19 protein-coding genes and 1 tRNA gene are annotated in these 20,932 nt (G+C 69.2%); 9 read left to right on the top strand and 11 right to left on the bottom strand.

Annotation, left to right across the window (positions count from 1 at the left end):
• Nucleotides 1-45 precede the first annotated feature (45 nt).
• Nucleotides 46-855, bottom strand: coding sequence for an SDR family NAD(P)-dependent oxidoreductase (locus JIG36_RS24655; protein ID WP_203378767.1), 810 nt, complete (start codon nucleotides 853-855; stop codon nucleotides 46-48).
• 93 nt (nucleotides 856-948) lie between these two features.
• Nucleotides 949-1,527, bottom strand: coding sequence for a hypothetical protein (locus JIG36_RS24650; RefSeq protein ID WP_203378766.1), 579 nt, complete (start codon nucleotides 1,525-1,527; stop codon nucleotides 949-951).
• Nucleotides 1,528-1,915: 388 nt separating this feature from the next.
• Here JIG36_RS24650 and JIG36_RS24645 point away from each other — a divergent pair, with 388 nt between their 5' ends.
• Genes JIG36_RS24645 through JIG36_RS24635 form a run of 3 tightly spaced genes read left to right on the top strand, consistent with a single transcriptional unit; the run spans nucleotide 1,916 to nucleotide 3,141 of the window.
• The gene (locus JIG36_RS24645; protein ID WP_203378765.1) at nucleotides 1,916-2,272 is read left to right on the top strand and encodes a DUF2750 domain-containing protein; all 357 of its coding nucleotides are present in this window, start codon (nucleotides 1,916-1,918) and stop codon (nucleotides 2,270-2,272) included.
• A gap of 54 nt (nucleotides 2,273-2,326) precedes the next feature.
• A complete protein-coding gene (locus JIG36_RS24640) occupies nucleotides 2,327-2,764 on the top strand; it encodes a response regulator (protein ID WP_307872902.1) in 438 nt (145 codons plus the stop codon).
• Nucleotides 2,765-2,793: 29 nt separating this feature from the next.
• The gene (locus tag JIG36_RS24635; protein ID WP_203378763.1) at nucleotides 2,794-3,141 is read left to right on the top strand and encodes a PRC-barrel domain-containing protein; all 348 of its coding nucleotides are present in this window, start codon (nucleotides 2,794-2,796) and stop codon (nucleotides 3,139-3,141) included.
• Nucleotides 3,142-3,159: 18 nt separating this feature from the next.
• Here JIG36_RS24635 and JIG36_RS24630 read toward each other — a convergent pair whose 3' ends face one another.
• The 5 genes from JIG36_RS24630 to JIG36_RS24610 form a co-directional block, all read right to left on the bottom strand.
• Entirely contained in the window at nucleotides 3,160-4,155 is a 996-nt protein-coding gene (locus JIG36_RS24630) for a 3-oxoacyl-ACP synthase III family protein (RefSeq protein WP_203378762.1), read from the bottom strand.
• Nucleotides 4,156-4,466: 311 nt separating this feature from the next.
• On the bottom strand, nucleotides 4,467-5,414 hold the full coding sequence (locus JIG36_RS24625; RefSeq protein WP_203378761.1) for an MHYT domain-containing protein: 948 nt from the start codon (nucleotides 5,412-5,414) through the stop codon (nucleotides 4,467-4,469).
• A gap of 193 nt (nucleotides 5,415-5,607) precedes the next feature.
• The gene (locus JIG36_RS24620) at nucleotides 5,608-6,033 is read right to left on the bottom strand and encodes a hypothetical protein (RefSeq protein WP_203378760.1); all 426 of its coding nucleotides are present in this window, start codon (nucleotides 6,031-6,033) and stop codon (nucleotides 5,608-5,610) included.
• Between the two features lie 91 nt (nucleotides 6,034-6,124).
• Nucleotides 6,125-7,336: a L,D-transpeptidase gene (locus tag JIG36_RS24615; protein ID WP_203378759.1), complete on the bottom strand. Its 1,212-nt coding sequence runs from the start codon at nucleotides 7,334-7,336 to the stop codon at nucleotides 6,125-6,127.
• A 133-nt stretch (nucleotides 7,337-7,469) separates the two neighbouring features.
• Nucleotides 7,470-8,708, bottom strand: coding sequence for a L,D-transpeptidase (locus JIG36_RS24610; protein WP_203378758.1), 1,239 nt, complete (start codon nucleotides 8,706-8,708; stop codon nucleotides 7,470-7,472).
• 147 nt (nucleotides 8,709-8,855) lie between these two features.
• Here JIG36_RS24610 and JIG36_RS24605 point away from each other — a divergent pair.
• From JIG36_RS24605 to JIG36_RS24590, 3 genes are all read left to right on the top strand, one after another.
• Nucleotides 8,856-8,928: transfer RNA gene (locus tag JIG36_RS24605), tRNA-Lys, on the top strand.
• A gap of 467 nt (nucleotides 8,929-9,395) precedes the next feature.
• Nucleotides 9,396-10,244 (top strand): hypothetical protein, encoded by an 849-nt coding sequence (locus tag JIG36_RS52180; protein ID WP_236048198.1) that lies wholly within the window; start codon nucleotides 9,396-9,398, stop codon nucleotides 10,242-10,244.
• A gap of 336 nt (nucleotides 10,245-10,580) precedes the next feature.
• Entirely contained in the window at nucleotides 10,581-11,057 is a 477-nt protein-coding gene (locus JIG36_RS24590; protein WP_203378755.1) for a hypothetical protein, read from the top strand.
• Nucleotides 11,058-11,245: 188 nt separating this feature from the next.
• Here JIG36_RS24590 and JIG36_RS24585 read toward each other — a convergent pair whose 3' ends face one another.
• The 4 genes from JIG36_RS24585 to JIG36_RS24570 all read right to left on the bottom strand — a co-directional run bounded on the left by JIG36_RS24585 (nucleotide 11,246) and on the right by JIG36_RS24570 (nucleotide 16,889).
• Nucleotides 11,246-13,861, bottom strand: coding sequence for a lipopolysaccharide biosynthesis protein (locus JIG36_RS24585; protein ID WP_203378754.1), 2,616 nt, complete (start codon nucleotides 13,859-13,861; stop codon nucleotides 11,246-11,248).
• 220 nt (nucleotides 13,862-14,081) lie between these two features.
• Nucleotides 14,082-15,149, bottom strand: a complete 1,068-nt coding sequence (locus JIG36_RS24580) for a magnesium and cobalt transport protein CorA (protein ID WP_203378753.1) — start codon at nucleotides 15,147-15,149, stop codon at nucleotides 14,082-14,084.
• Between the two features lie 27 nt (nucleotides 15,150-15,176).
• Entirely contained in the window at nucleotides 15,177-15,911 is a 735-nt protein-coding gene (locus tag JIG36_RS24575) for an ABC transporter permease (protein WP_307872901.1), read from the bottom strand.
• 3 nt (nucleotides 15,912-15,914) lie between these two features.
• Nucleotides 15,915-16,889 (bottom strand): ABC transporter ATP-binding protein, encoded by a 975-nt coding sequence (locus tag JIG36_RS24570; protein ID WP_203378752.1) that lies wholly within the window; start codon nucleotides 16,887-16,889, stop codon nucleotides 15,915-15,917.
• Between the two features lie 62 nt (nucleotides 16,890-16,951).
• Between JIG36_RS24570 and JIG36_RS24565 the strand changes: the two genes are divergently transcribed.
• The 3 genes from JIG36_RS24565 to JIG36_RS24555 all read left to right on the top strand — a co-directional run bounded on the left by JIG36_RS24565 (nucleotide 16,952) and on the right by JIG36_RS24555 (nucleotide 20,556).
• Nucleotides 16,952-17,908, top strand: coding sequence for a helix-turn-helix transcriptional regulator (locus JIG36_RS24565; protein WP_236048197.1), 957 nt, complete (start codon nucleotides 16,952-16,954; stop codon nucleotides 17,906-17,908).
• Nucleotides 17,909-18,435: 527 nt separating this feature from the next.
• A complete protein-coding gene (locus tag JIG36_RS24560; RefSeq protein WP_203378751.1) occupies nucleotides 18,436-19,266 on the top strand; it encodes an LLM class flavin-dependent oxidoreductase in 831 nt (276 codons plus the stop codon).
• Nucleotides 19,267-19,803: 537 nt separating this feature from the next.
• Nucleotides 19,804-20,556 carry an SGNH/GDSL hydrolase family protein gene (locus tag JIG36_RS24555; RefSeq protein ID WP_203378994.1) on the top strand — a complete coding sequence of 251 codons (753 nt, stop codon included), beginning with the start codon at nucleotides 19,804-19,806 and terminating at the stop codon, nucleotides 20,554-20,556.
• Nucleotides 20,557-20,932 lie beyond the last annotated feature (376 nt).

Raw genomic sequence — 20,932 nt, 5'->3', positions numbered from 1 at the left:
GGCGGCCCTCAGCCGAACGTCAGGCGCTGGTGCCGGCGCCGGGCGTCAGGCGCTCCTGTAGCGCTCCTGCCGGCGCCGGGCGTCGCGCATCAACCGTGGGACCGCGGGCGCGGCGAGCCGGGGGAAGAGATCGACGAAGCGCATCATCGGCCCCCGCCGGCGCGGCACGATCGTCACCGGCCGGGGCCGCTCGGTGAGACGGCCGACCACCCGGGCGACGGCGTCGGCGGTGAGCAGGGGAGCGGTGAACGAGGCGGCCGCTTCGGGGTCGTCGACCTGGTCGCTCAGCAACGGCGTCCACACCCCGCTCGGGCAGACCGCGCAGACGTCGATGCCACGGTGACCGCCCCGCCGCAGGTCGAACAGGGTGCTGAGGGTGTACGCCATGGCCGCGTGCTTGCTGGCCGCATAAACCGCCTGCCCCGGCGTGGCCACGATCCCGGCCATCGACACCAGGTTGATCACCTGTCCCCGCCCGGCCGGCACCATGTGGGCCAGCGCGGCGTTGGTGCCGTTGATCGTCCCGGTCGCGTTGACGGCAAGAACACGGTCGTTGCGGTCGGCGTCGATCTCCCAGGCATATCCCACGGCGAGAATGCCGGCGTTGTTGACCCACAGATCGAGCCGGCCGCGCTCGGCGACGACCGCTTGGGCCAGCGCCCGGTTCGCGCGGGCGTCGGTGACATCGAGCGCCGCCGCGCGGCAGTCGGAAAGACCGTCGACCGCCGGCTCGGCGACGCCGGCTTCGATGTCGGTCGCCCAGACCGCATAGCCGCGGCGTGCCAGCTCGGCCGTGATGGCCCGCCCGAGCCCACCTCCGGCCCCGGTGACCACCGCCGTCCTGGTTCGTGTCATCGCCCTCGCCCCTTCCGCCCGCCTCGGGACGACGCTATTAGGGGCCACTGCACGCCCAGTGGATTCGAACTGGACCGGAACGTCATTCGTCCATCAATCTGGTTTTGTCCGGACCTCGTCGTTGCCCGCTGTCGCCGGCACGCCACAACGGGGGCAGGTCTCCTGTTCGGACCAACTGACCCGGCCGAGGTCGTCCGGGGCGAACGATTCCTGCCCGAGCTCCCGGCGCACCGCGATACGGAAGGTCCACAGCGCCTCCGCGAACGGGTGATAGACGTCGTGGAACTCGCTCGTGGACAGCCGGGCTCCGGTGCGGACGGCGTTGCGGATCGCCACCAGCCGCAGGAAAGCCTCCTCACCCGACCGGACCAGCTCCGGCGAGCCGGACATGAGCAGGCGTTCCCGGATGCTGTACGTCTTCGAGTCGTGCACGGCGGCGACGGCTCTTGTGTAGCGGTCCTCGTCGGCCGGGTCGCTCCGGGCAACCTCACGCAGGGCCGCGTGCGCGGCGTCGAGGGCGACCGCGAATTCGGCGTACGTGCTCAGCCGCTCGGATTCCCGGTCCCGGCTGCGCTGGCTCCGATCGGCCCGCACCCCGGTGAGCAGCGAGCCGGTCAGCGCGATGACCGCTCCGCAGGCCGCGCTCACGATCGGTACCCAGTCCGAAGCCATCGGTCTCCCGTTCAAGCGTCGTGAACGCGTCCACCGGATCCGTGTCGCCGGGCGCGCTGAGCCATGAACACTCCCACAGTCACAGGAGGCAACCCTTCGAGTACTTTATGTATCCGAAGAGGGGTGTGGAAGATTTGAGACGGGTGGGATGAGCGTGGTGCCGCCGGCGGGAGTGCGTCGTGGGTGAGTTGCAATAACGCGATAGTCGCGTTCACGGCGTCTGGTGCCGCTGGGTCGCGTGCGGCAGCGGCGAAGCCGAGGGCGAAGGCCGTGCGGTTCGGGACGGCCGGGTGGCGTACGTCCGCAGTGGTGGTCTTTGCCTGTTCGACCCGGTTGAGCTGGGCCTCTGCGCGAAAATGAGGGCGGGCACGCGGGAGGGGAGACATCTATGTCGCTCAGTGGGGCGCATCGGGCGGCGTTCCGGCGGGAAGCGGCTGGGGAAGGGCGCGTCTATTCGATCCGCGACGCGGGTGGGCTGGCGGCTCCGGCCGTGGATGAGGGGTGGGCCGTTCCGTTCTGGTCGAAGCCGACCCGGGCCGGGCGGGTGGTGGATCAGGTGGAGGCCTACCGCGACTTCCAGGTGGTGGCCGTCGACGTCGATGAGTGGCTGGACGGGTGGCTTCCTCGTCTCGAAGCGGACGGGATGCTGGTCGGTGTCAATTGGGCGGGCGCCCGCGCCACCGGCTACGACCTGACGCCGGCGCAGGTCAGGCAGTGGTTCGAGGACGAACCCGCGGAGAAGTAGGAGTTGGGCTCGTCAACCCCTATGCTTGCGGCACAGCAAACAAAGGGGCCCTTCGTGCGCAGCCTTCAGATCCTCGTCGTCGACGACGATGACGCCGACGCGCTCATGATTTCCGAGGCCCTGGAGAGCGGGGACACCCGGGCGAGCGTCGATCGGGTGGTCGACGGCCGGGAGGCGCTCGACTATCTGCGTCGCGAAGGGGCCTATCCGCAGGCGAACCGGCCGGATCTGATCCTGCTCGATCTCAACATGCCGCGGATGGACGGGCGCGAGACCTTGGCCGCCATCAAGACCGACGATCGGCTCAAAGCGATTCCGGTGGTGATCCTGACCACCTCGGGCGCCGCGCCGGACATCGTTGCCAGCTATCAGCACCGGGCCAACGCCTATGTGACCAAGCCGTTCGGGCTGGACGACTTCGAGAGCACCGTACGGACGATCAACCGGTTCTACCGTGAGGTCGCGACGCTGCCCGGGTCGGAGCAAGCTTAGGCCTGGTCACCTGCGGGTATCGGGACTGCATGACCACGAACGAAGCTCCCGAGGACCTCGGCGCCCCGGTCGCCTATCTCGTGCTCAAGGACGGCACGCCCGTCTTTGACGAGTCGGGCGCGCGCGCCGGTGAGGTCGAACATGTGCTGGCCGACGATCAGTCGGACCTCTTCCACGGGCTGATCATCGAGACCCCGGACGGCCATCGGTTCGCCCCGGCCGGCAAGGTCGGCGGCCTCTTCGAGCACGGTGTGATTCTCACCGTGCCGGCCGCCGACCTGCCGGAACCGAGCGAGGACCCGTCGGCCAAGGTGGCCGACGAGGGCCTGCAGGACACGCTCAAGCGGGCGTGGAACTGGTTGATCCAGCCCCGCTGACCCGGGGCCGCGGAGGCGTCAATGACGCACGCCGCCCCAGCGCACCAGCGAAGCGCCGACCGACATGCCGCCGCCGAAGCCGGCCATCAGCACGATGTCGCCCTCCTTGAGGGCGCCCTTGCGGTTGGCCTCGTCGAGCGTCACCGGAACCGACGCGCTGCCGACGTTGCCGTAGCGGTCGAGCGTGAGGTGGGTCGTGGCCTCGGTCAGACCCGCCTGCTCGACCAGCTCGGCCAGCATCACGCCGTTGGCCTGGTGCGGCACGAAGTGGGTGACGTCTTCGACGGCGACGCCGGCCCGCTTGAGCAGGGCCTCGAGCGCCGGCGGGACACCGCTGTTGACGAACTCGCGCACGCCGCGGCCGTTCATCTTGAAGTAGTGGTCGCCGTTGGCCACCGTGTCGGCCGAGGCCGGCAGGCGGCTGCCGCCACCGGGAACGTGGATCAGCTGGCTGGCCTCGCCCCGCGACACCAGCTCGGCGTCGAGGAAGCCGTAGCCGTCGGCCACCTTGCCGACCACCGCCGCGCCCGCGCCGTCGCCGAAGAGCACGGCCGTGCGGCGGTCGCCGAAGTCGAGGATGCGCGAGTAGATGTCGGACGCGATGACCAGAACCTTCGCCGTCGGGTTCATCGAGACGAGGCTGTTGGCGAGCGCGACGCCGAACACGAACCCGGCGCAGACGACGTTGATGTCGAAGCAGGCAGCCCGGTTGGCGCCGATCAGGTCCTGCACCAGCGTGGACGTCGGCGGTTGCGGAGAGTCACCGGTCGAGGTCGACACGATGAGGTAGTCGATGTCGACCGCCTCGAGGCCGGCGTTGTCGAGAGCCTCCCGGGCGGCCTCGGCGGCGAGGTCGGAAGCGGCCTCGTGCGGCGCCGCGAAACGGCGGGCCTGGATCATCGTCTTGCGACTGACCCACTCGGGATCGGCATCCGGCACGAGACGCACCAGATCGTTGTTGGTGACCACCTCGGCCGGCAGGTACGAGCCGGTACCCAGGATGCCCACGCTCATTGTTGCCCCCACTTGATCGAACTCGCCCACTGTCCCGCGAAAGAGGCTATCGGGTTTAGGCTATGACAGGCAGGCAAGATCCCACGACGTGCGGACCGCCCATATCGGCCGATCGGCCCACTCATGGCGAGTCCGGAAACGCATCGGTAACAAGTGGAAACCAAATGCGGCCGGTTCGATCTTTCCGTGCAGATCATCATTACGGGGAGTCACCAGAACTACGACAAATCGGTCCGGGTCACAAGTCGGCAACCGTCTTCAGATAGAGAAAAGGCCGGCCCCGACGGGACCGGCCTTTCTTGTGTCGGATATCAGCGGGAAGAGCGATCCCGGTCACGGTAGGTCCACGCGCCCGAGCTCAGCCCGCTCTTGGGGACGCCCGGCTGCGGAGCGCCCGGATTCGGGCCACTGGTCTGGCCGGTCGGCCGCGGGGTGCCGACGCCGAACCGGCCGGTCGGGCCGGGCTGCTGCGGAATGCGGGCGGCCGCCTCGTCACGCCGCTGGGCCAGGTAGGCCGCGGCGGCGCGGTCCTCCTCGGTGGGGGCGGACATCAGCGCGTAGGCCAGGCCGATGATGCCGAAGACGACGGCGAGGCCGATCGGGACGAGCATGCCGCTGGCGGTCGCTCCCGGCAGCTGCCCCTCGGACGGGTGGGTGTCGACCGACATCGCGGTCATGCCGGTGAAGTGCATGCCGTTGACCGCGATGCCCATCACCAGCGCGGCGGCGAAGATGACGAGCGGGCGGCGCACCGTGACGGCGAGCCAGAGCGCGACCGCTGCCGCGACCACAGCGATGCCGATCGAGAGGCCGACCCGGGTCATCCCGTACGTCACCTCGCCGTTGAGCTTCATGGCGGCCATGCCGGTGTAATGCATCCCCGCGACGCCCAGGCCGGCGATCACGCCCCCGGTGACGATGCGGAAGTTCTGCGCGCCCTTGCCCAGCAGCGCGATCGCGAGGCCGACGCCGACGGCGATCACGGCGAGCAGGGCGCTGGCGGCGGTGAGGCCGACGTCGTAGCGGATCGGGGTGCCGACCACGCTGAAGCCCATCATCGCGACGAAGTGCATGCTCCAGATCGCGGTGCCGCCGATCGACAGCGACGCCAGCACGAGCCACCAGACACGCTCGCCGCGGCCGACGGCCGACCGGAAACGGACAGCACAGGTCAGCCCCAGCATCGAACCCAGGACGGAAAGGACGTAACTCACGGTGGGGGTGATCCACCCGTGATCGAAGTGATGGATCGGCGCCATCGCGGATCTCCTTCTCAGCTCCCGCTCTGGGACTGCATCATGCACTCTTAGACGTGATCTTGCACGGGTTCATGAACCCGAAAAGCCGGATTTAGCTGCTGGAACGCGACGAAATCGACTGATGAATTTCGAAGTTTCGTTGATCAGTCGCCCGCTCGCCGACGATTAGACCTCCATGCACGGGCTGAAGTGATCACCCGACGGTCTGTAGCCCACTGTCCGAACAGACACTCGACATGTCCGAGGCGGCAGCGGAGACGGCGGCCACGGCGTCGGGCTCGCCCTCGGTTCCGGCCGAGGAGACCGCTTTCCCATACGCACCGAGGAGGCGATCGGCGGCGTCGGCGACCGGGGCGTCGGCGGTGCTGGCGGCCTGGACCACGCCGTCGACCACGCCCGGGTTCATCAGCGAGGAGTCGGTGATCGCCTGGGCCAGGGCGGCGCAGGCGAGCGAGCCGGGCGGGTCGTCCACGACGCTCGTTTCGACCGACGGCACCACCGAGGCGGTGCTCGGCACCGGCTCCGGCGTCACGGGCGGCGTCTCCTGGGCGCCGCCACAGCCCGCGCTCGCGCCCCCGGCCAGCAGGGCGGCGACGATCAGCGCCGGAAATCGGGACATTTTGTCAGGCTATGCGGGTCTTACGCCGTACGGGAGCAGAAAAGCCCGGCCGATCACCCGGCCGGGCTTTGACGCTGAGAGCTTGGACCGCTCAGAGATAGGAGCCCTTCTTGTACTCGTCCCAGCTCATGTTCCAGTCGGTCCAGCCGTTGCCGTTCTTCAGCTTCTCCTCGGTGCCCGAGACGGTGATCGGGTCACCCATCATCGTGCGGTCGAAGAGCCAGGCGCCCATCGCCTCGGAGACGTTCACGCAGCCGTGCGAGACGTTGACCTTGCCCTGCTTGCCCTCGGACCACGGCGCGGCGTGGATGAACTGGCCGCTCCAGGTGATGCGCTGGGCGAAGTCGATCGGGGTCTTGTAGCCCTCGCCGGCCGGCAGCTCGTCGGTCGTGTCGAAGATCGTGTGCTTCTTCTTCTCGATCACGACCATGGTGCCGCTCGAGGACGGGGTGCTCTTCTTGCCCAGGCTGACCGGGATGGTCTTGATGACCTTGCCGTCCTGCTTGACCGTCATCTGCTTGGTCTTGTTCGAGACCGTCATGACGAACGAGCGGCCGATCTTGAGGTCGACGGTGAGGTCGGAGCGGCCGTAGTAGCCGTCGCCGAGCGGAACGCCCTTCAGCGCCACCTTGTAGAAGACCTTGGACTGCGCCTTCCAGTAGACCTTGGGGCGGTAGTGCACCTCGGTCGGGCTCGTCCAGTGCCAGGTGCCCTCCTGGACCGGGGTGGCGGTGACCTTCATGCGGCGCTCGACGTCGTCGCGGTAGCTCTCGGGGATCGAGCGGCCGAACCGGATGATCAGCGGCATGCCCACGCCGACGGTCTGGCCGTCGCCCATGAAGCTGGTGACGCGGATCTCCTTCGACGGCTTGGCCATTGTCGTGAACGAGGAGGTGGCTGTGTTGGTCTTGCCCTCGGCCTCGGGCCCGGTGACGGTCACGGTGTATTTCGTGCCGTAGGCCAGGGTCTTGGACGGGGTGAAGGTCTTGGCGTCCTTGTCGAGGGTGCCCTCGATCTCGGCGCCCTTGGCGTCGACGACCTTGACCTCGGTGTTCTCCGGGTCTTCGCTCGTGTACTTCACCGAGCTGATCGCCTGGACGTTCTTGGCGTCGGCGGCCGGCTCGCTCACGGCGACCGTGCTGGGCAGCGCCTCGGGCGCGGGGGAGGCACCGCCGCTGCTGCCCGGCTGGCCTCCGCCCTCCCACGAGGACGACTTCTTGTCACCGTCGCCGCATGCCGACGTGAGCAGAAGGCTCGCCGCGACGACCGCGACGGCGGCTTTCTTGAATCCCCAGGTCTTCATGGTCCCCTCACGGCGTCGTTCGTCCCGGCGCCCAATACTGCCTTTATCTTTCCCGGTCACCAATCCCGGAATCGTGCCGTGACGACTTTCATTCCCCGCTATTTAGTCCGTTTTTCACCAATTGCCACATTCGTCACTTCAGCGACGCGGGAACCGGAAGCGCACTCCCCTTGATGTATTCCGACCAGGACAAATCCCACGGTGTCCAGCCGTTGCCGTAGGAGAGCTTGTCGCCCGTGCCCTTCACGGTGACCGGATCGCCGATCAGGGTGCGGTCGAACAGCCAGCGCGCGTTGGACGGTGACACGTTCACACAACCGTGGGACACGTTGCGGCGGCCCTGGTCACCGACCGACCACGGGGCCGAGTGGATGTACTGCCCGCTCCACGTGAGGCGCTGGGCGAACTCGATGTCGGTGACGTAACCGTCGTCGCCGTCGGTGTCCGTGGTGTCGAAGACGGTCGCTTCCTTCTTCTCCATGACGACCATCACGCCGCTGGAAGACGGGGTGCCCTTCTTGCCGAGGCTCACCGGCATCGTCTTGACCGTCTTGCCGTCCTGCACCACGGTCATCTTCTTCGAGGCGTTGTCGACCTTCATCTCGAACGAGCGGCCGATCTTGGCGGTGGCCGAGCGGTCGCGGTCGCCGTAGCGCCCGCCGCCGGTCGGGAGGCCGCCGACGGCCACGCGGACGGCGATCGTGGTGCCCGGCTTCCAGAACTCCGGGCCGCGGTAATAGGCCTGGGTGCCGCTGCTCGTCCACGACCAGACGCCGGGCTGGGCCGGGCTGGTGCTGACGAACAGGCGGCGCTGCACGGCGGCGCGGTCGGCCTTCTTGATGCCCGGGCTGAACTCGACCACGACCGGCATGGCCACGCCGTAGGTCCGGTCGTCGAACAGGTAGAGGCCGGTGCCGGTCTTCTTGCCGGGCTTGCCCATCGTCGTGAAGCTCGTGGTCTGGGTCGTGGTCTGGCCGTTGTCGGCGGTGGCGACGACGGTGGCGGCGTACTTCTGGTTGGGGCTCAGGGACTTGGCCGGGATCCAGGATGTGCCGTCGTCACGCAGCTTGCCGCTGACCGGGGTGCCCTTGGCGTCCTTGAGGGTCACGTCGGTCACCTTGCCGCCGGCGACCTTGACCCCGATCTCGGCGCTGACCGGCACACCCGTCTTGCCGGCGGCCGGCGTGATCGTCAGGCTGACCGGAACCGTGGCCGACTCGGTCACCGGCTCCCCGTCCGCACTCGCGGAGGCGGTGGGCGCCGTGGAGGTTCCCACCCAGGCGGTGGCCTTCTGGTCGTCCTTGCCGCACGCCGCGAGCGCGACCGGCGTGATCACCGCCATCGCCATGACTGCCACGAGCGTGCGTCGCATGCTGGACCTGCCCCTTCTGAAGTTCGCGGGGACATCCTGCCTCATGGATGCAAGAGATCGAGTCCTCCGTCCGGGTGGGGCAGCCTCGTCCGGGGCCGATTTCAGAGATCAGTTGGGGCCGTGCTACCTTTTCTCCGTTGCCGACGAGCGCCGCTAGCTCAACTGGCAGAGCAGCGGACTCTTAATCCGCGGGTTGTAGGTTCAAGTCCTACGCGGCGCACGGTAGTAATCAGAAGGCGCACAGCTGATCAGCTGTGCGCCTTCTGCGTGTTGCGCCCCTCACGTCTTCCACTTGTTGGGATGGCCGGCCCGGGCTCTCCGGCGGCAACCGGCCGATTCGAGCGGGCTTCTGCGGCTGTGCCGTCCGGTCGTGGCCGACGACTTCGATCATCTTTCCGGCGGGGGCCGCCGGTTCTTGAGAATCGTCAATAAGCGCTGGTTATAGGCCATTTCCGCAGAGCCGGATCCGGGCTTTGCCGAGGGCGGCTGGATGTTTGGCGAAGGCGGCTCTCCAGTCGGCGGATCAACATCAACTTTCGGTCGGGCCGACCTAAACATTTAGTACAAGAAAGTGGAAATCGCCGCAAAACGCGTGGCGTTGGCGCGGCAGGATCCGGTGGTGGTCATATTGTCCGGTTTGTCGGTTGGCACCTCGACCGGACACTCAACAGTCACTGGAGGAAAGCAATGAACAACAGTCGGCGCATCGGGGCGCTGGTGGCCATGGCCACCGCGGCGGTCGGCATGGCGACGGTTACCGCTACGGCGCCCGCTTCGGCGGCGGTCCGGGGGCCCGAGCCGGTTTCCAGCTGGCTGGGCGCGGTCCGGGCCAACGCCGACAGCTGGGTCAAGATCTACTGGCGTACGGACCGCAAGGTCTGCGACGTCGAGGTGCGGGTCAACGGGCGCGACGTCGACGTCGACTACCCGGGCCACCGCCGCTACACGTCCTTCACCCGCGGCGACTCGCTGCGCCCGGGACGCGTGGACTTCACCGCCGTCGAGGTGAACCCCGACTTCGACCGGGCCGGCATCGCCCGCCTGCGCGCCACCATCGCCTACGACCTGTGCGGGCGCCGCGACCGCACCGAGTACCGCTCGTTCTCGCTGTCCCTGCCGGTGCTGCGTAACAGCGGCCACGACGGCCCCGGGCGCCCCGGTGGCCCCGGTGGTCCGGGTCGCCCTGACGGTCCGGGTCGCCCCGACGGTCCGGGTCGCCCTGACGGTCCGGGTCGTCCCGACGGTCCGGGTCGCCCTGACGGTCCGGGTCGCCCCGACGGTCCCGGTCGTCCGGACGGCCCCGGCCGCCCGACCCCGTCGAGCCCGACCGCGTCGCCGTCGACCAGCCCGACCGCGACCGCCAGCCCGACTGCCACTGTCAGCCCGACGGCGACCCCGACCACGAGCCCGACCCGTCCGGACCGTGGCAACGGCGGCGACCGCGGCAACGGTGGCGACCGTGGGAACGGTGGCGACCGTGGGAACGGTGGCGACCGTGGGAACGGCGACTGGGGCAACGGCGGCAACCGCGGCTGATTGCGGCGATCGCGGGTGCCGGTGGCGATCGTGGCCATCGCATCAGATGACAGCCGCCGCTGACCGGCCGATGTAGCGGTAGCGGGTCCCGGGGCCACCGATTGAGTCGGTGAGCCGGGACCCGTTACGTGCGACCAACCCCGCTGCGACGCGTCGGATCGGCCGGGCGCGCGATGTCTCAGGGCGTCCAAGGCTGAGCCTGGGCGACGGCGGGGATGCGTACGGGAAACCTGGAAATGTATTTTATGACCATGAGCCCGAATTGCGCGTTATAGCATGATCGACGGCCGAGCCGCGCGACCGGGAAGCGGCCCGCGTAACGGGAAGAGGACCGATATGAGAACGGGCCGCCGAATCGGCATCGTCGCCGCCACTGCCGCCGCGGTGATGGGCCTGCTGGCCGTGGCCTCACCGGCGTCGGCCGCGCCCGCCACCGACGCCCAGGCGAGCGCTCCGAAGCAGTTCAAGGGGCCGCGTGTGGTCAACCAGACGCTCGCGACGGTCGACGCGAACGACTCGCAGTGGGTGCGCGTGAAGTGGAAGACCGACCGCCGCGTCTGTGACGCCCAGGTGGTCATCTGGGCCAACGACGACGTCCAGATCGACTACCCGAGCGACCGGGACTACACGTCCTTCTCGCGCGGCGACACGCTCAACCGCGGCCGTGGCGACTACACCTCGTTCCGTATCCAGGCCGACTTCGACCGCGACGCCTGGGCGATTCTCGCGGCGACGATCACCTACACCGATTGCAGCCGCAACTCGGACACCTATACCTCGAACACCGGTCTTGTCGTGCCCGTCCGGGCCTGACCGGTGAGCGGCGCCGACGCGCGCCGGCAGGACAGCGGCGCCCTGCGCGCCGGGACATAGCGAGCGCGGCCCGACCGCGCCGGATGAACGCGGGGCGGCTCAGGTCCGCCCGAGACGAACGGCGACGATCGCCGCACATAGCAAAAGCTGCGCCCGGCCTGCAGAGGCCGGGCGCAGCTTTGCAGAACCTAGACCCGGGCCAGAACCTGGGTCGCCTCGTCCGACTCGCGCCGCGCGGCCATGATCAGCGCGGACGGGTCGGTGAGCACCATCTCCATGGCCTTCGAGATCAGGTTGGGGTCGAAGGTCGACGCGTGGAACGTCGCCTCCAGGTGCAGCACCCCGTTCATCTCGCTGGTGGTCAGGCAGACGCCCTCGGGGCTGTTCAGGGTCGGCACGCTCAGGTTGACCCGCCACTCGGGGCCGACCGACCAGGGCAGGTCGCCGAGCAGGTCGTGCCGGCCCTGGTTGCTGAAGGTCAGACGCGGGCGCGGCGGGATGGCCAGCTCCGACGGGTACGGGTCGGGCATGCCGGGCGCGCCGTCCAGAGCGATCTTGCCCTCGCGCAGCACCATCATGGTGAGGATGCGGCCGGTGGCGAGCTCGTTCTTGATCGTCGTGTTGATCGACGCCGGGTCCATCATGTTCTGCGGGGAGAGGTAGGGCCCCATGCAGAAGTTGCTGTCGATCCGGACGTCCTTGTCGAGGAAGCGCCGGCCGTCGGCCAGGAACGTCGCGCCGCCGGTGTCGGGCTTGAGACCCAGCTGGTGCAGCGCCGCGGTGAAGGCCGCGAACGTGATGGCCGAGGTGGTGACGCCGGGCGAGTATTCGTCGCGCCACTTGCGCATCAGCTTCAGCGTCGAGGCCGAGCGCGCTGAGCGGACGGTCAGGTTGGGCTGCCACTTGCGCATGCGGGTCTCTTCGGGCTCCGGCGGACGGGCGAAGCTGATGCCCTCCTTCCACCGGGCCGGCTTGGTGCCGAACTGCTTCCACCAGGCCTTGGGCAGCGCCATACGGTTGCGCTCGAGCGGCGGGATGACCGCGGCCCGGCCCTGACTGGCCGCGAGCACCAGCTCGTGCACCAGCGAGTTCACGGGACCGGCATCGCCGTACGCGTGGGAGACCTTGATCGCGATGTAGCCGGCGCCGACCAGGATGCGGATCGGGTGGACGCCCCGCGGCTCCGACTGCAGCTTGCGGGTCATCCCGTCCATGTCGAGCGACCAGTCGCCGGAGTCCTGCACGGCGCGGTGCACGAACTGGGCGAACTCGGCGCCGTTCATGTGCTCCCAGCGGGCGCCGACGCGGTCGAGCTTCGACACGGCCCGGTGCTTGGGGTCGGCGGCGTGCAGACCGATCAGAGCCCGCCGTACGCCGTCGACCGTCACGCCGTACAGCGGGCCGACGGTACGGATGTATTCGAGCGGCAGCCAGGCCCGCTCGTGCAGGGTCATCACGGTCGTGTTCGCGCTGTCGCCGCGGCGCTTGGCGCTGCCGAAGACGACCCGCAGGACGGTCGGGGCGACCAGCACGGTCTCGACACCCATGACGATGGCGACCCACATCACCAGGTCGGTCAGGCCGCCGGTGCTGCCGCCGTACCAGGCCGCACCCAGCTCGGCGATTCCCGCGAAGAGCGAGAAGATGCCGGCGCCGCGCACCCTGTCCTGCACGCGGGAGATCGCCATGAAGAAGTGCAGGAAGACGAACGGGATGTAGGTCAGCGAGAGCAGCCGCAGCGCGTCGCTGGCCGTCTCGGCGTACTGCGCGCCGAAGACCGACATGATCGGGTTGGCCAGCAGGAAGACGAGCGCCGCGGCCGGCACACCGCCGCCCAGGCAGATCATCAGGCCGACGCGCACCTTGGAGGTCAGCGCCCGCTTGTCGCCGCTGGCCACCGCGAACAGCGTGAGCGCCACGTTGCCGGGCACCATGGCGAGGAACGACAGCACCATGAAGGCGGTGTAGAACGACGCGTTGGCCTCGGCCGACAGCACCGCGGTGACGACCAGCGGCAGCGACGCGCGCGGCAGGTAGGTCGCCAGGTTGAGCAGGTTGTGGTCGAAGGTCGACTTGCCCCGGCCCTTGAGCAGCGAGAACCGCGGCCGGGCGGAGTCGATGACGCGGCGCCGGCGCAGCGCCACGCTCAGGATGGCGGTCGACAGCACGATGCCGGCCACCCAGGTGAGCAGCAGGATGTTGCCGTCGAGGGTGATCGGGGCCAGGGCCAGACCGCCCAGCAGCGCCAGCTTGATCACCGAGAACCAGGCGTTGCGCATCAGCTGCAGCGGGCCCTTGAGCAGGCCGACCAGCGCCTCGTCGAGAACCAGCGTGATCGAGTTGAGCGCGATGCCGACGACCAGCAGCACGGTGCCGAAGAGGCCGCCGAGCGCCTCCTGCAGGCCCGGGATCCACAGCTCGGCGACGATCACATAGACGATGCCGCCGACCGTGGCCGCGCTGCCCGCGACGAGCAGACAGGTGGTGATCAGTTCCCACTTGGGCCCGCGCAGCTGCGACAGGTCGGAGATCAGCATGGTGCCCATGCCGAACATGCCGATGGTGCCGATCAGCGTCATCGCGGAGACCGCGGCCGACGCCTGGCCCACCGCCTCGGGCGACGCCGAGCGGGCGGCGACCCACCAGAACGCGAACCCGAACAGCGACGTGATCGCCGTCGTGGCGATCAGCGAGCCGGCGTTCAGGAACAGGTCGACGTGCCCCTTGAGGGCAGTCAGGATGGCGCTGCGCTTCTTGGCCGGTTTAACCGAGCCTCCCGGCGCGGCGACCTGGGTCGCGGTCACAAAGCCTCCCCACGGAACGACGAGGAAACGGTAGTTACTCGTCGGTTTCGATGGCTACGGGAGAGCGGCCGAATCTTCGCGTACTGTCCGGTATGGACGATCATTGAAGCGGCGGATCCGATTGGCCGTTCGGTCGATATTTGGGGCGCATGAGGTCCCAGATGAATCACCTGCCACCGCCGCAACCCTGATCGACCGTCACTGTGCGTGACGTGGATCATCACAACCAACCCGCTCGTTTCAATCGCCAGAAGAGGCCACTACAGACGAGAACAATTATCACAATGGTCACCGAGAACCCATACCGGGAGTCGATACCGGGCATATTCGCGAAGTTCATCCCATAAATCCCGGCGCCCACGGTTGGGACGGCGGCGATGGCGGCCCAAGAGGCGATCATGCGCATGTCGTTGTTCTGCTCGAGTGTCACCTGTGTCAGGCGCGCTTGCAAGATCGAGTTAAGCAGGTCGTCGAAGCCCGCCACCCGGTCGATCGCCCTGGCCAGACGGCCGCGGACATCGACGAAGTAGGGTCGCAGGCCGGCCGGGACCACGGTCAGGTCGAGCAGCCGGGCCAGCGGTTCGTGCAGCGGCAGCACCGCCCGTTTGAGTTCGACCATCTCGAGTTTAAGTTGGTAGAAGTGGGCGATCTCGGAGGAGCGCCGAGTGGCGAAAGTCTCTTCCTCGAGGCGTTCGAGATCACGTTCCACCTGCGTGGAAACGTCGAGGTAATCGTCGACGAGCCGGTCGGCCACCGCGTACGCGACCGCCCACGGGCCGGCGCGCAGCAGCTCGGGGCGCTTCTCGATCTCGCGGCGCACCGGCCACAAGGCGCCCGCCGCGCCGTGACGTACGGTGATCACGAACCACGGGCCGATCAGCAGCGTCACGTCGCCGGTGTCGACCACCTCGCTGGTCGCCGTCAATTCCTCGTGCTCGACATAGCGGGCCGTGCGCAGCACCAGCCGGGTCACGTCGCCGTTGGTCTCGGCCGCGGGCCGGTGCCCGCCCTCGACCGCCTGCTCGACCAGCAGCTCGTGCAGACCGAAGGTGACGGCCACGGCCCGCATGGTCGCCGGGTCGGGCTCGTGCAGCCCGAGCCAGACGAACTCGCCCCGGTGCCGCCGGGTCTGAGCGAAGTGGACGGTGCCCGGTTTGCGAATTCCCGACCGGTAGATGGCGCAGTCGACCACCGCGTCCGAGTTGGCGCGGCGGACGGGCTGGTCGGCATGGACGACGCGTGGGGCGAGCCCTCCGAGGAGCCGCCCCAGCGCACGCGGAAGAAGCATCCGCCGACGGTATCGACTGCACGCACCTCAGTCCGACCGGCGCATCGCCCTCACCCCGGCCCACAACCCGAGGGTGGCGGTGGCGGCCGCGGCGATCAGCCCGCTCAGCGTGGCCGACGTCCAGATCTCGCCGTTGAACAGCGTCCGCTCGGCGTCCACGACATAGCTCAGCGGGTTTCCCTTGGCCAGCGCCCGCAGCCAGCCCGGCCCGTTCTCGATCGGCAGCAGCACACCCGCCAGCAGCAGCAACGGGAAGATCAGGGTCTGCTGCACGGTCCAGAACAGCCACTCCTGGTTCTTCGAGGCCAGAGCCAGCGTGTACGACAGAGCGCCGAGCCCGATGCAGAACGTGGCCAGGATGATCAGCCCGAGCACCGCGCCCACGAGGTTGAACCGGAACCCGAACGGAACACAGACGGCCACGATCAGGGCGGCCTGCGCGAACATCGGGACGATCTCCTTGAGCGCGCGCCCGATCAGCAGGGCCGGCCGCCGCAGCGGGGTGACCAGCATCCGCTCGTGCGAACCGGTCTGGATCTCGAAGAGCAGGTTGGAACCGGTCATCGACGACGCGAACAGGCAGGACATCACGATGATGCCGGGCACGAACCACTGCAGCGAGTCGTCCGGCAGCAGCGGCGTGAACAGCGCCAGGAAGACCAGCGGCTGCACCATCGAGAAGATGATCGTGAACGGGTCCCGGAGCACGGGCCGCAGCTCGCGGCTGAAGACGGTACGGGTGTCGGTGATCAGCGTGGTCACGGCTCAGACCTCCACGAGCTCGTCGGTGCTGCCGGCGGATTCCGGTGCGGCGCCGCCCTCACGCAGGCTGCGGCCGGTCAGGGTCAGGAAGACGTCGTCGAGCGTCGGGCGCACCACCTCGACCTCCGCCGCCGGGCGACCGTGCGCGCGCAGGTCGTCCAGGATTCCGGTGACGCGCCTCGGTGCCTCCTGCGTCGAGATCAAGAGCCGAACTCCTTCCCGTACGGGGGAAAGCCCGCCCAGCACCGAGGCCGCGCTCGCCGCGTCCGTCTCGTGGTCGAACCCGAGGATGATCCGGTCGCCCACATGCTCGGCCTTGAGCCGCGCCGGGCTGTCGTCCGCGATGATCCGCCCGTGGTCGATGACGATCACCCGCTCGGCCATCGAGTCCGCCTCGTCGAGGTAGTGCGTGGTCAGCACGATCGTCGTCTCGTGCCGGGCCCGCAGGTCGAGGATGTGCTCCTGCAGGTTCGCGCGGTTCTGCGGATCCAGACCGGTCGACGGCTCGTCGAGGAAGAGCAGGTCGGGCGCGTGGATCAGGCCCATCGCGATGTCCAGCCGGCGGCGCTGCCCGCCGGACAGGCTCGACACGCGCCGGTCGGCCACTTCGGACAGACCCAGGGACTCGACCAGCGTGGCGGCTCGGGCCCGGGCGTCGGGCACCTTGAGCCCGTACGCCCGCCCCTGACTGATCAGTTCGTCGCGGCCGCGCTGGCTGTGGCCGGCACCGTTGCCCTGCCCGATGTAGCCGATCCGCAGCCGCACCTCGCGCTGCTGCCGCACCACGTCGAAACCGGCCACCCGGGCCGTCCCCGAGGTCGGCGGGATCAGCGTGGTGAGCATGCGCAGCGTCGTCGACTTGCCGGCGCCGTTCGGGCCGAGCAGCGCGACCAGTTCACCCGGCTCGACCCGCAGATCGATGCCGTCCACCGCCCGCACGTCCTTGAAGTGCTTGGTGAGCCCCTGTGTCTGAATCATGTTTTCCAAGCTAGGGTCGCTTGCGGCCACTTTCTGACCTCAATGCGGCGGAGTCTGGATCCATGGCGAACACGAGTGCCCGGATGCTGCGGCTGCTGTCCCTGCTTCAGACCCACCGTTACTGGCCGGGTTCGGAACTCGCGGACCGGCTCGAGGTGAGCCCGCGGACCCTGCGGCGCGACGTCGACCGGCTGCGCGAGCTGGGCTATCCGGTCGACGCCAGCCGCGGCGTGGCCGGGGGCTACCAGTTGCAGGCGGGCGCGGCGGTGCCTCCGCTGCTGCTCGACGACGATGAGGCGGTCGCGATCGCGGTCGGGCTCCGGACGGCGGCGGCGGGTGCGGTCGCCGGGTTCGAGGAGACTTCCGTACGGGCGTTGGCCAAGGTCATCCAACTGCTGCCGCCCCGGCTGCGCCGTCGCATCGACGCGTTGCGGGCAGTGACCGCGCCCGGCGTCTTCGGCGGCGGTCCGACGCTGGACGCCACGGTGCTGACCACCCTGGCCATGGCGTGCCGGGGCGAGGAGCGGCTGCGTTTCGACTACGCGCCGCGCGAGGGCGCGGCGTCGTCGCGCTACGTGGAGCCGCACCACCTGGTGCCGATCGGCCGCCGCTGGTACCTGGTCGCCTGGGACCTCGACCGCGGCGACTGGCGCAGCTTCCGCGTCGACCGCCTGGACACGCCCGCCCTGACCGGCGCCCGCTTCCGGCCGCGCGAGATCCCCGGCGGTGACCCGGCGGAGTGGCTGCGTTCCCGCATGTCGAGGATCCCGGCCCGCTACGACGTCGCGGTCCTCTTCGAAACACCCGCGTCGACGGTGCGCGCGATGATCGGCCACTACGGCACGGTCGACGAGATCTCGGAGGTGTCGTGCCGGATGCACATGAACACCGACGACCTGGGCTGGCCGGTGATGGTGGTCGGGGTGCTGGGCGTGCCGTTCACGATCGAGTCGCCCGAGGAGTTGCGGACTCAGGTGCGTGCCACCGCCGAGACCCTGCTGCGCGGTTCCGCTTCGTAGGCCGGCCGTCTTTGCTGAACACCGGCGATCTGGGTTGGTCGGCGTGCCGTTCACGATCGAGTCGCCCGAGCAGTTGTGACCCTGCGCGCTACCTCTACTACCGCTTGACTCGCGCCCGAGCAGTTGCGAGCCCGAGCGCGCCGCCTCTACCCGTTTTGCTGCGCGGATCCGCCTGATGGGTGGTCGGCCTTGTTGGACGGATCGGCGCCCCCGTGGCGCCGATCCGCATGACGGAAGCTATCGACCACCTCTGACACTTTTCCGGCGTCGGCCACGCCCGCGCTTGGACGAAATCTCCGGGCACCGAGGCCTCAACCACGACGGCACGCGCGGCGATCAGTGCTCGCGACGCCATGACCTGCGCCTTCGATCCGCCGGGCGCGCGCGGTGCGATTCCGAGGCACTTCGTAGGGCCTTAATAGTGGCGGTGGTCACACTTTCAGGCTCCTGGATCGTCGGCGTGCCGATGGATCACGTCGGACCGGGGACACCGGAAAATGTCAGGGGGTCCGTGCAGAATCGGGTCCATGACGACCATCGGTGCGATCTTCCTGCCGAGCAATCCGCCCGAGTCCCTGCGCTCCGTCGCTCAGGCCGCCGATCAGGCCGGCCTCGAAGAGCTGTGGCTGTGGGAAGACTGCTTTCTCAACGGAGGTCTCACCGCCTCCACGGCCGCTCTGGCCTGGACCGAAAATCTGCGCGTCGGCGTCGGCATCATGCCGGTCCCGTTCCGCAACGTCGCGTCCCTGGCGATGGAGGTCGCCACCCTGGGCCGCATGTTCGGCGAGCGGGCCCTGCCCGGCATCGGGCACGGCGTGCAGGAATGGATGGGTCAGGTCGGCGCCCGGGCCGCGTCGCCGCTGACGCTCCTGCGCGAATACGCGACCGCCCTGCGCGCCCTGCTCCACGGCGAGTCGGTCACGGTCGAGGGGCGCTATGTGAAGCTCGACAACGTCAAGCTCGACTGGCCGCCCGCCGTCCCGCCGCTGCTCTCGGTCGCCGCCGGCGGCCCCAAGACGATCGCGCTGGCCGGCGAGGTGGGCGACGCCGTGGTCCTCTCCGGCGGCACCAGCCCCGCCCAGGTCGCCGAGGCGGCCAAGGTGGTGACCGACGCCCAGATCGTCGTGTTCCTGCCCGCCCTCACCGGCCCCGGCGCGGCCGAGAAGCTGGCGGCCGACGCGCTGGTCTACAAGGCCGACTATCCCGGCGTATCCGGCAGTCCCGCCGAGATCGCCGCCGGCGTGGCCGAGTTCGTGGCGGCCGGCGCGAGCAAGGTGATCCTCCAGCCGGTGCCCGGCGAAGACCCCGCGGCCTACGCCCGCTGGGTCGCCGAAGAGATCCGCCCTCTGGTCGACTGACAGCGTCCACGCCGCCGGGTGCTCGCGCTGCCGGGTTGACGCTGGGGCGCTCGTGGGTGGCTGTGGGTGCGTCCACTGATCGGCCGACGGTGGCGCCGTTTCTGGGTGCGCTGAGTCGGCGTTCGGTGTTTCCGCAGCTGGGTGGGGTGGCGCCGCTTGCCGGGTCAGCGCGGGGTGTGCCCTGGGTCGGTGATGGCGGGGCTGCTTGTCGGGTGTGCTCTGGCTTGGCGTGGGGTCTGTCCGCGGTTGGTGTGGTGATGTCGTTGCCGGGTCGGCGTGGTGCGCTCGGGGTCGGGTGGTGATGGCGCCCGACTTCGGGTGCGCGTCGGGTCGACGAGGGCGTGTCCGCGGTCGGGTGACGACGCCGCCGTCTGTCGCATGTTCGTCGGGTCCGCGAGGGTGGGCCGGTGGTCGGGTGATGGTGACGCCGGTCGCGAATCGGGCCGTTCGGACGGGGCGGTCCGATAGCCTCGGCCGATGCGCCCCGGGTGACGACACCGGGGTGGTGACGGGGCGGCACGGGAGGGTTTCGGCGTGATGCGATACGTGGCGATCGGCGACAGTTTCACCGAGGGCGTGGGCGACGAACAGCCCGACGGCTCGGTACGCGGCTGGGCCGACCTGGTTGCCGCCGGGCTGGCCGCGGGCGAGGGCGAGACGGTGCAATACGCGAACCTCGCCATCCGGGGCCGCCTGCTCGAGCCGATCGTCCACGAGCAACTCGACGCCGCGCTGGCGCTGTCGCCGCGGCCCACGATGCTGACGCTCAACGGCGGCGGCAACGACATGCTGCGTCCCGGCGGTGACATGCTGCGCCTGGCCGAGCTGACCGAGAAGGCCATCCAGCGCTGTGCCGAGGCCGGCGTGCGGATGGTCCTGCTCAGCGGCGGCGACCCGTCCGACCGGCTGCCGCTGGGCGGAGTGATGCGCCGCCGCGGCGAACAGCTCACCCAGTCGGCGATCGAGCTCGCGAAGCGCTACGACGTCACGTTCGTCGACGTCTTCCACGACGCCGAGATCCGCCGGGCCGGCTACTGGTCACCCGACCGCCTCCACCTCAACGCGGCCGGCCACACCCGGGTCGCCAGCCTGGTGCTCCGGGCGCTGGGCTACGAACGCGCCGCCCACGTGATCGCCCCCGGCCCGGCCGAGAGCCGCAAGGTGCTGGCCGAGGCGCGCTATTACCGCGAACACGTCCTGCCCTGGCTCAACCGCCGTTTCCGCGGCCGTTCCTCCGGCGACAACCGCACCGGCAAGTTCGTCGAGTGGGCCGACATCACCCCCGCCTGACCCACCCGTCGAGCCCGCATCGTGCAGCCTCGGCGTGAGGTCAACGCCCGCCTCGCCGGCCCGACACCGAGCCGCGGGTTATCCACACCAGGAAGTTATCCACAGCGCAGCCAGTCCGGCCCCGCGTTGATCGGCCATTTCTGCCACAATTGCCCTGGTGGGGGACCCCCTGGGAGGGCGGGCAATGCGCCTGGAACCACCTACCCCTACCACGATCAACCGCCCGCCCCGAGCGCATCGACATCGAGCCGCTCCCCAGCCGATCGAGCCCTGGCCGTTCCGAGCGCGACGAGATCGTGTCGAGCGCGTCCGGCCTGTCGGAGCGCGATGACATCGGGCCGTGCATGTATGGCCAGTCCAATCGTGGCGACATTGG

The organism is Paractinoplanes ovalisporus, from assembly GCF_016834655.1.
GTDB classification, from domain to species: Bacteria; Actinomycetota; Actinomycetes; order Mycobacteriales; family Micromonosporaceae; genus Actinoplanes; species Actinoplanes ovalisporus.
Note: the sequence above shows the minus strand (reverse complement) of the source record. Positions and strands in the feature narration are given on the sequence as shown.

Coding starts and splice junctions, on each gene's coding strand:
- JIG36_RS52180 (WP_236048198.1), top strand. CDS start 9,396: ATGAACAACAGTCGGCGCATCGGGGCGCTGGTGGCCATGGCCACCGCG.
- JIG36_RS24630 (WP_203378762.1), bottom strand. CDS start 4,155: ATGAGCGTGGGCATCCTGGGTACCGGCTCGTACCTGCCGGCCGAGGTG.
- JIG36_RS24560 (WP_203378751.1), top strand. CDS start 18,436: ATGACGACCATCGGTGCGATCTTCCTGCCGAGCAATCCGCCCGAGTCC.
- JIG36_RS24565 (WP_236048197.1), top strand. CDS start 16,952: ATGGCGAACACGAGTGCCCGGATGCTGCGGCTGCTGTCCCTGCTTCAG.
- JIG36_RS24655 (WP_203378767.1), bottom strand. CDS start 855: ATGACACGAACCAGGACGGCGGTGGTCACCGGGGCCGGAGGTGGGCTC.
- JIG36_RS24590 (WP_203378755.1), top strand. CDS start 10,581: ATGAGAACGGGCCGCCGAATCGGCATCGTCGCCGCCACTGCCGCCGCG.
- JIG36_RS24555 (WP_203378994.1), top strand. CDS start 19,804: ATGCGATACGTGGCGATCGGCGACAGTTTCACCGAGGGCGTGGGCGAC.
- JIG36_RS24635 (WP_203378763.1), top strand. CDS start 2,794: ATGACCACGAACGAAGCTCCCGAGGACCTCGGCGCCCCGGTCGCCTAT.
- JIG36_RS24650 (WP_203378766.1), bottom strand. CDS start 1,527: ATGGCTTCGGACTGGGTACCGATCGTGAGCGCGGCCTGCGGAGCGGTC.
- JIG36_RS24610 (WP_203378758.1), bottom strand. CDS start 8,708: ATGCGACGCACGCTCGTGGCAGTCATGGCGATGGCGGTGATCACGCCG.
- JIG36_RS24645 (WP_203378765.1), top strand. CDS start 1,916: ATGTCGCTCAGTGGGGCGCATCGGGCGGCGTTCCGGCGGGAAGCGGCT.
- JIG36_RS24615 (WP_203378759.1), bottom strand. CDS start 7,336: ATGAAGACCTGGGGATTCAAGAAAGCCGCCGTCGCGGTCGTCGCGGCG.
- JIG36_RS24620 (WP_203378760.1), bottom strand. CDS start 6,033: ATGTCCCGATTTCCGGCGCTGATCGTCGCCGCCCTGCTGGCCGGGGGC.
- JIG36_RS24570 (WP_203378752.1), bottom strand. CDS start 16,889: ATGATTCAGACACAGGGGCTCACCAAGCACTTCAAGGACGTGCGGGCG.
- JIG36_RS24625 (WP_203378761.1), bottom strand. CDS start 5,414: ATGGCGCCGATCCATCACTTCGATCACGGGTGGATCACCCCCACCGTG.
- JIG36_RS24580 (WP_203378753.1), bottom strand. CDS start 15,149: ATGCTTCTTCCGCGTGCGCTGGGGCGGCTCCTCGGAGGGCTCGCCCCA.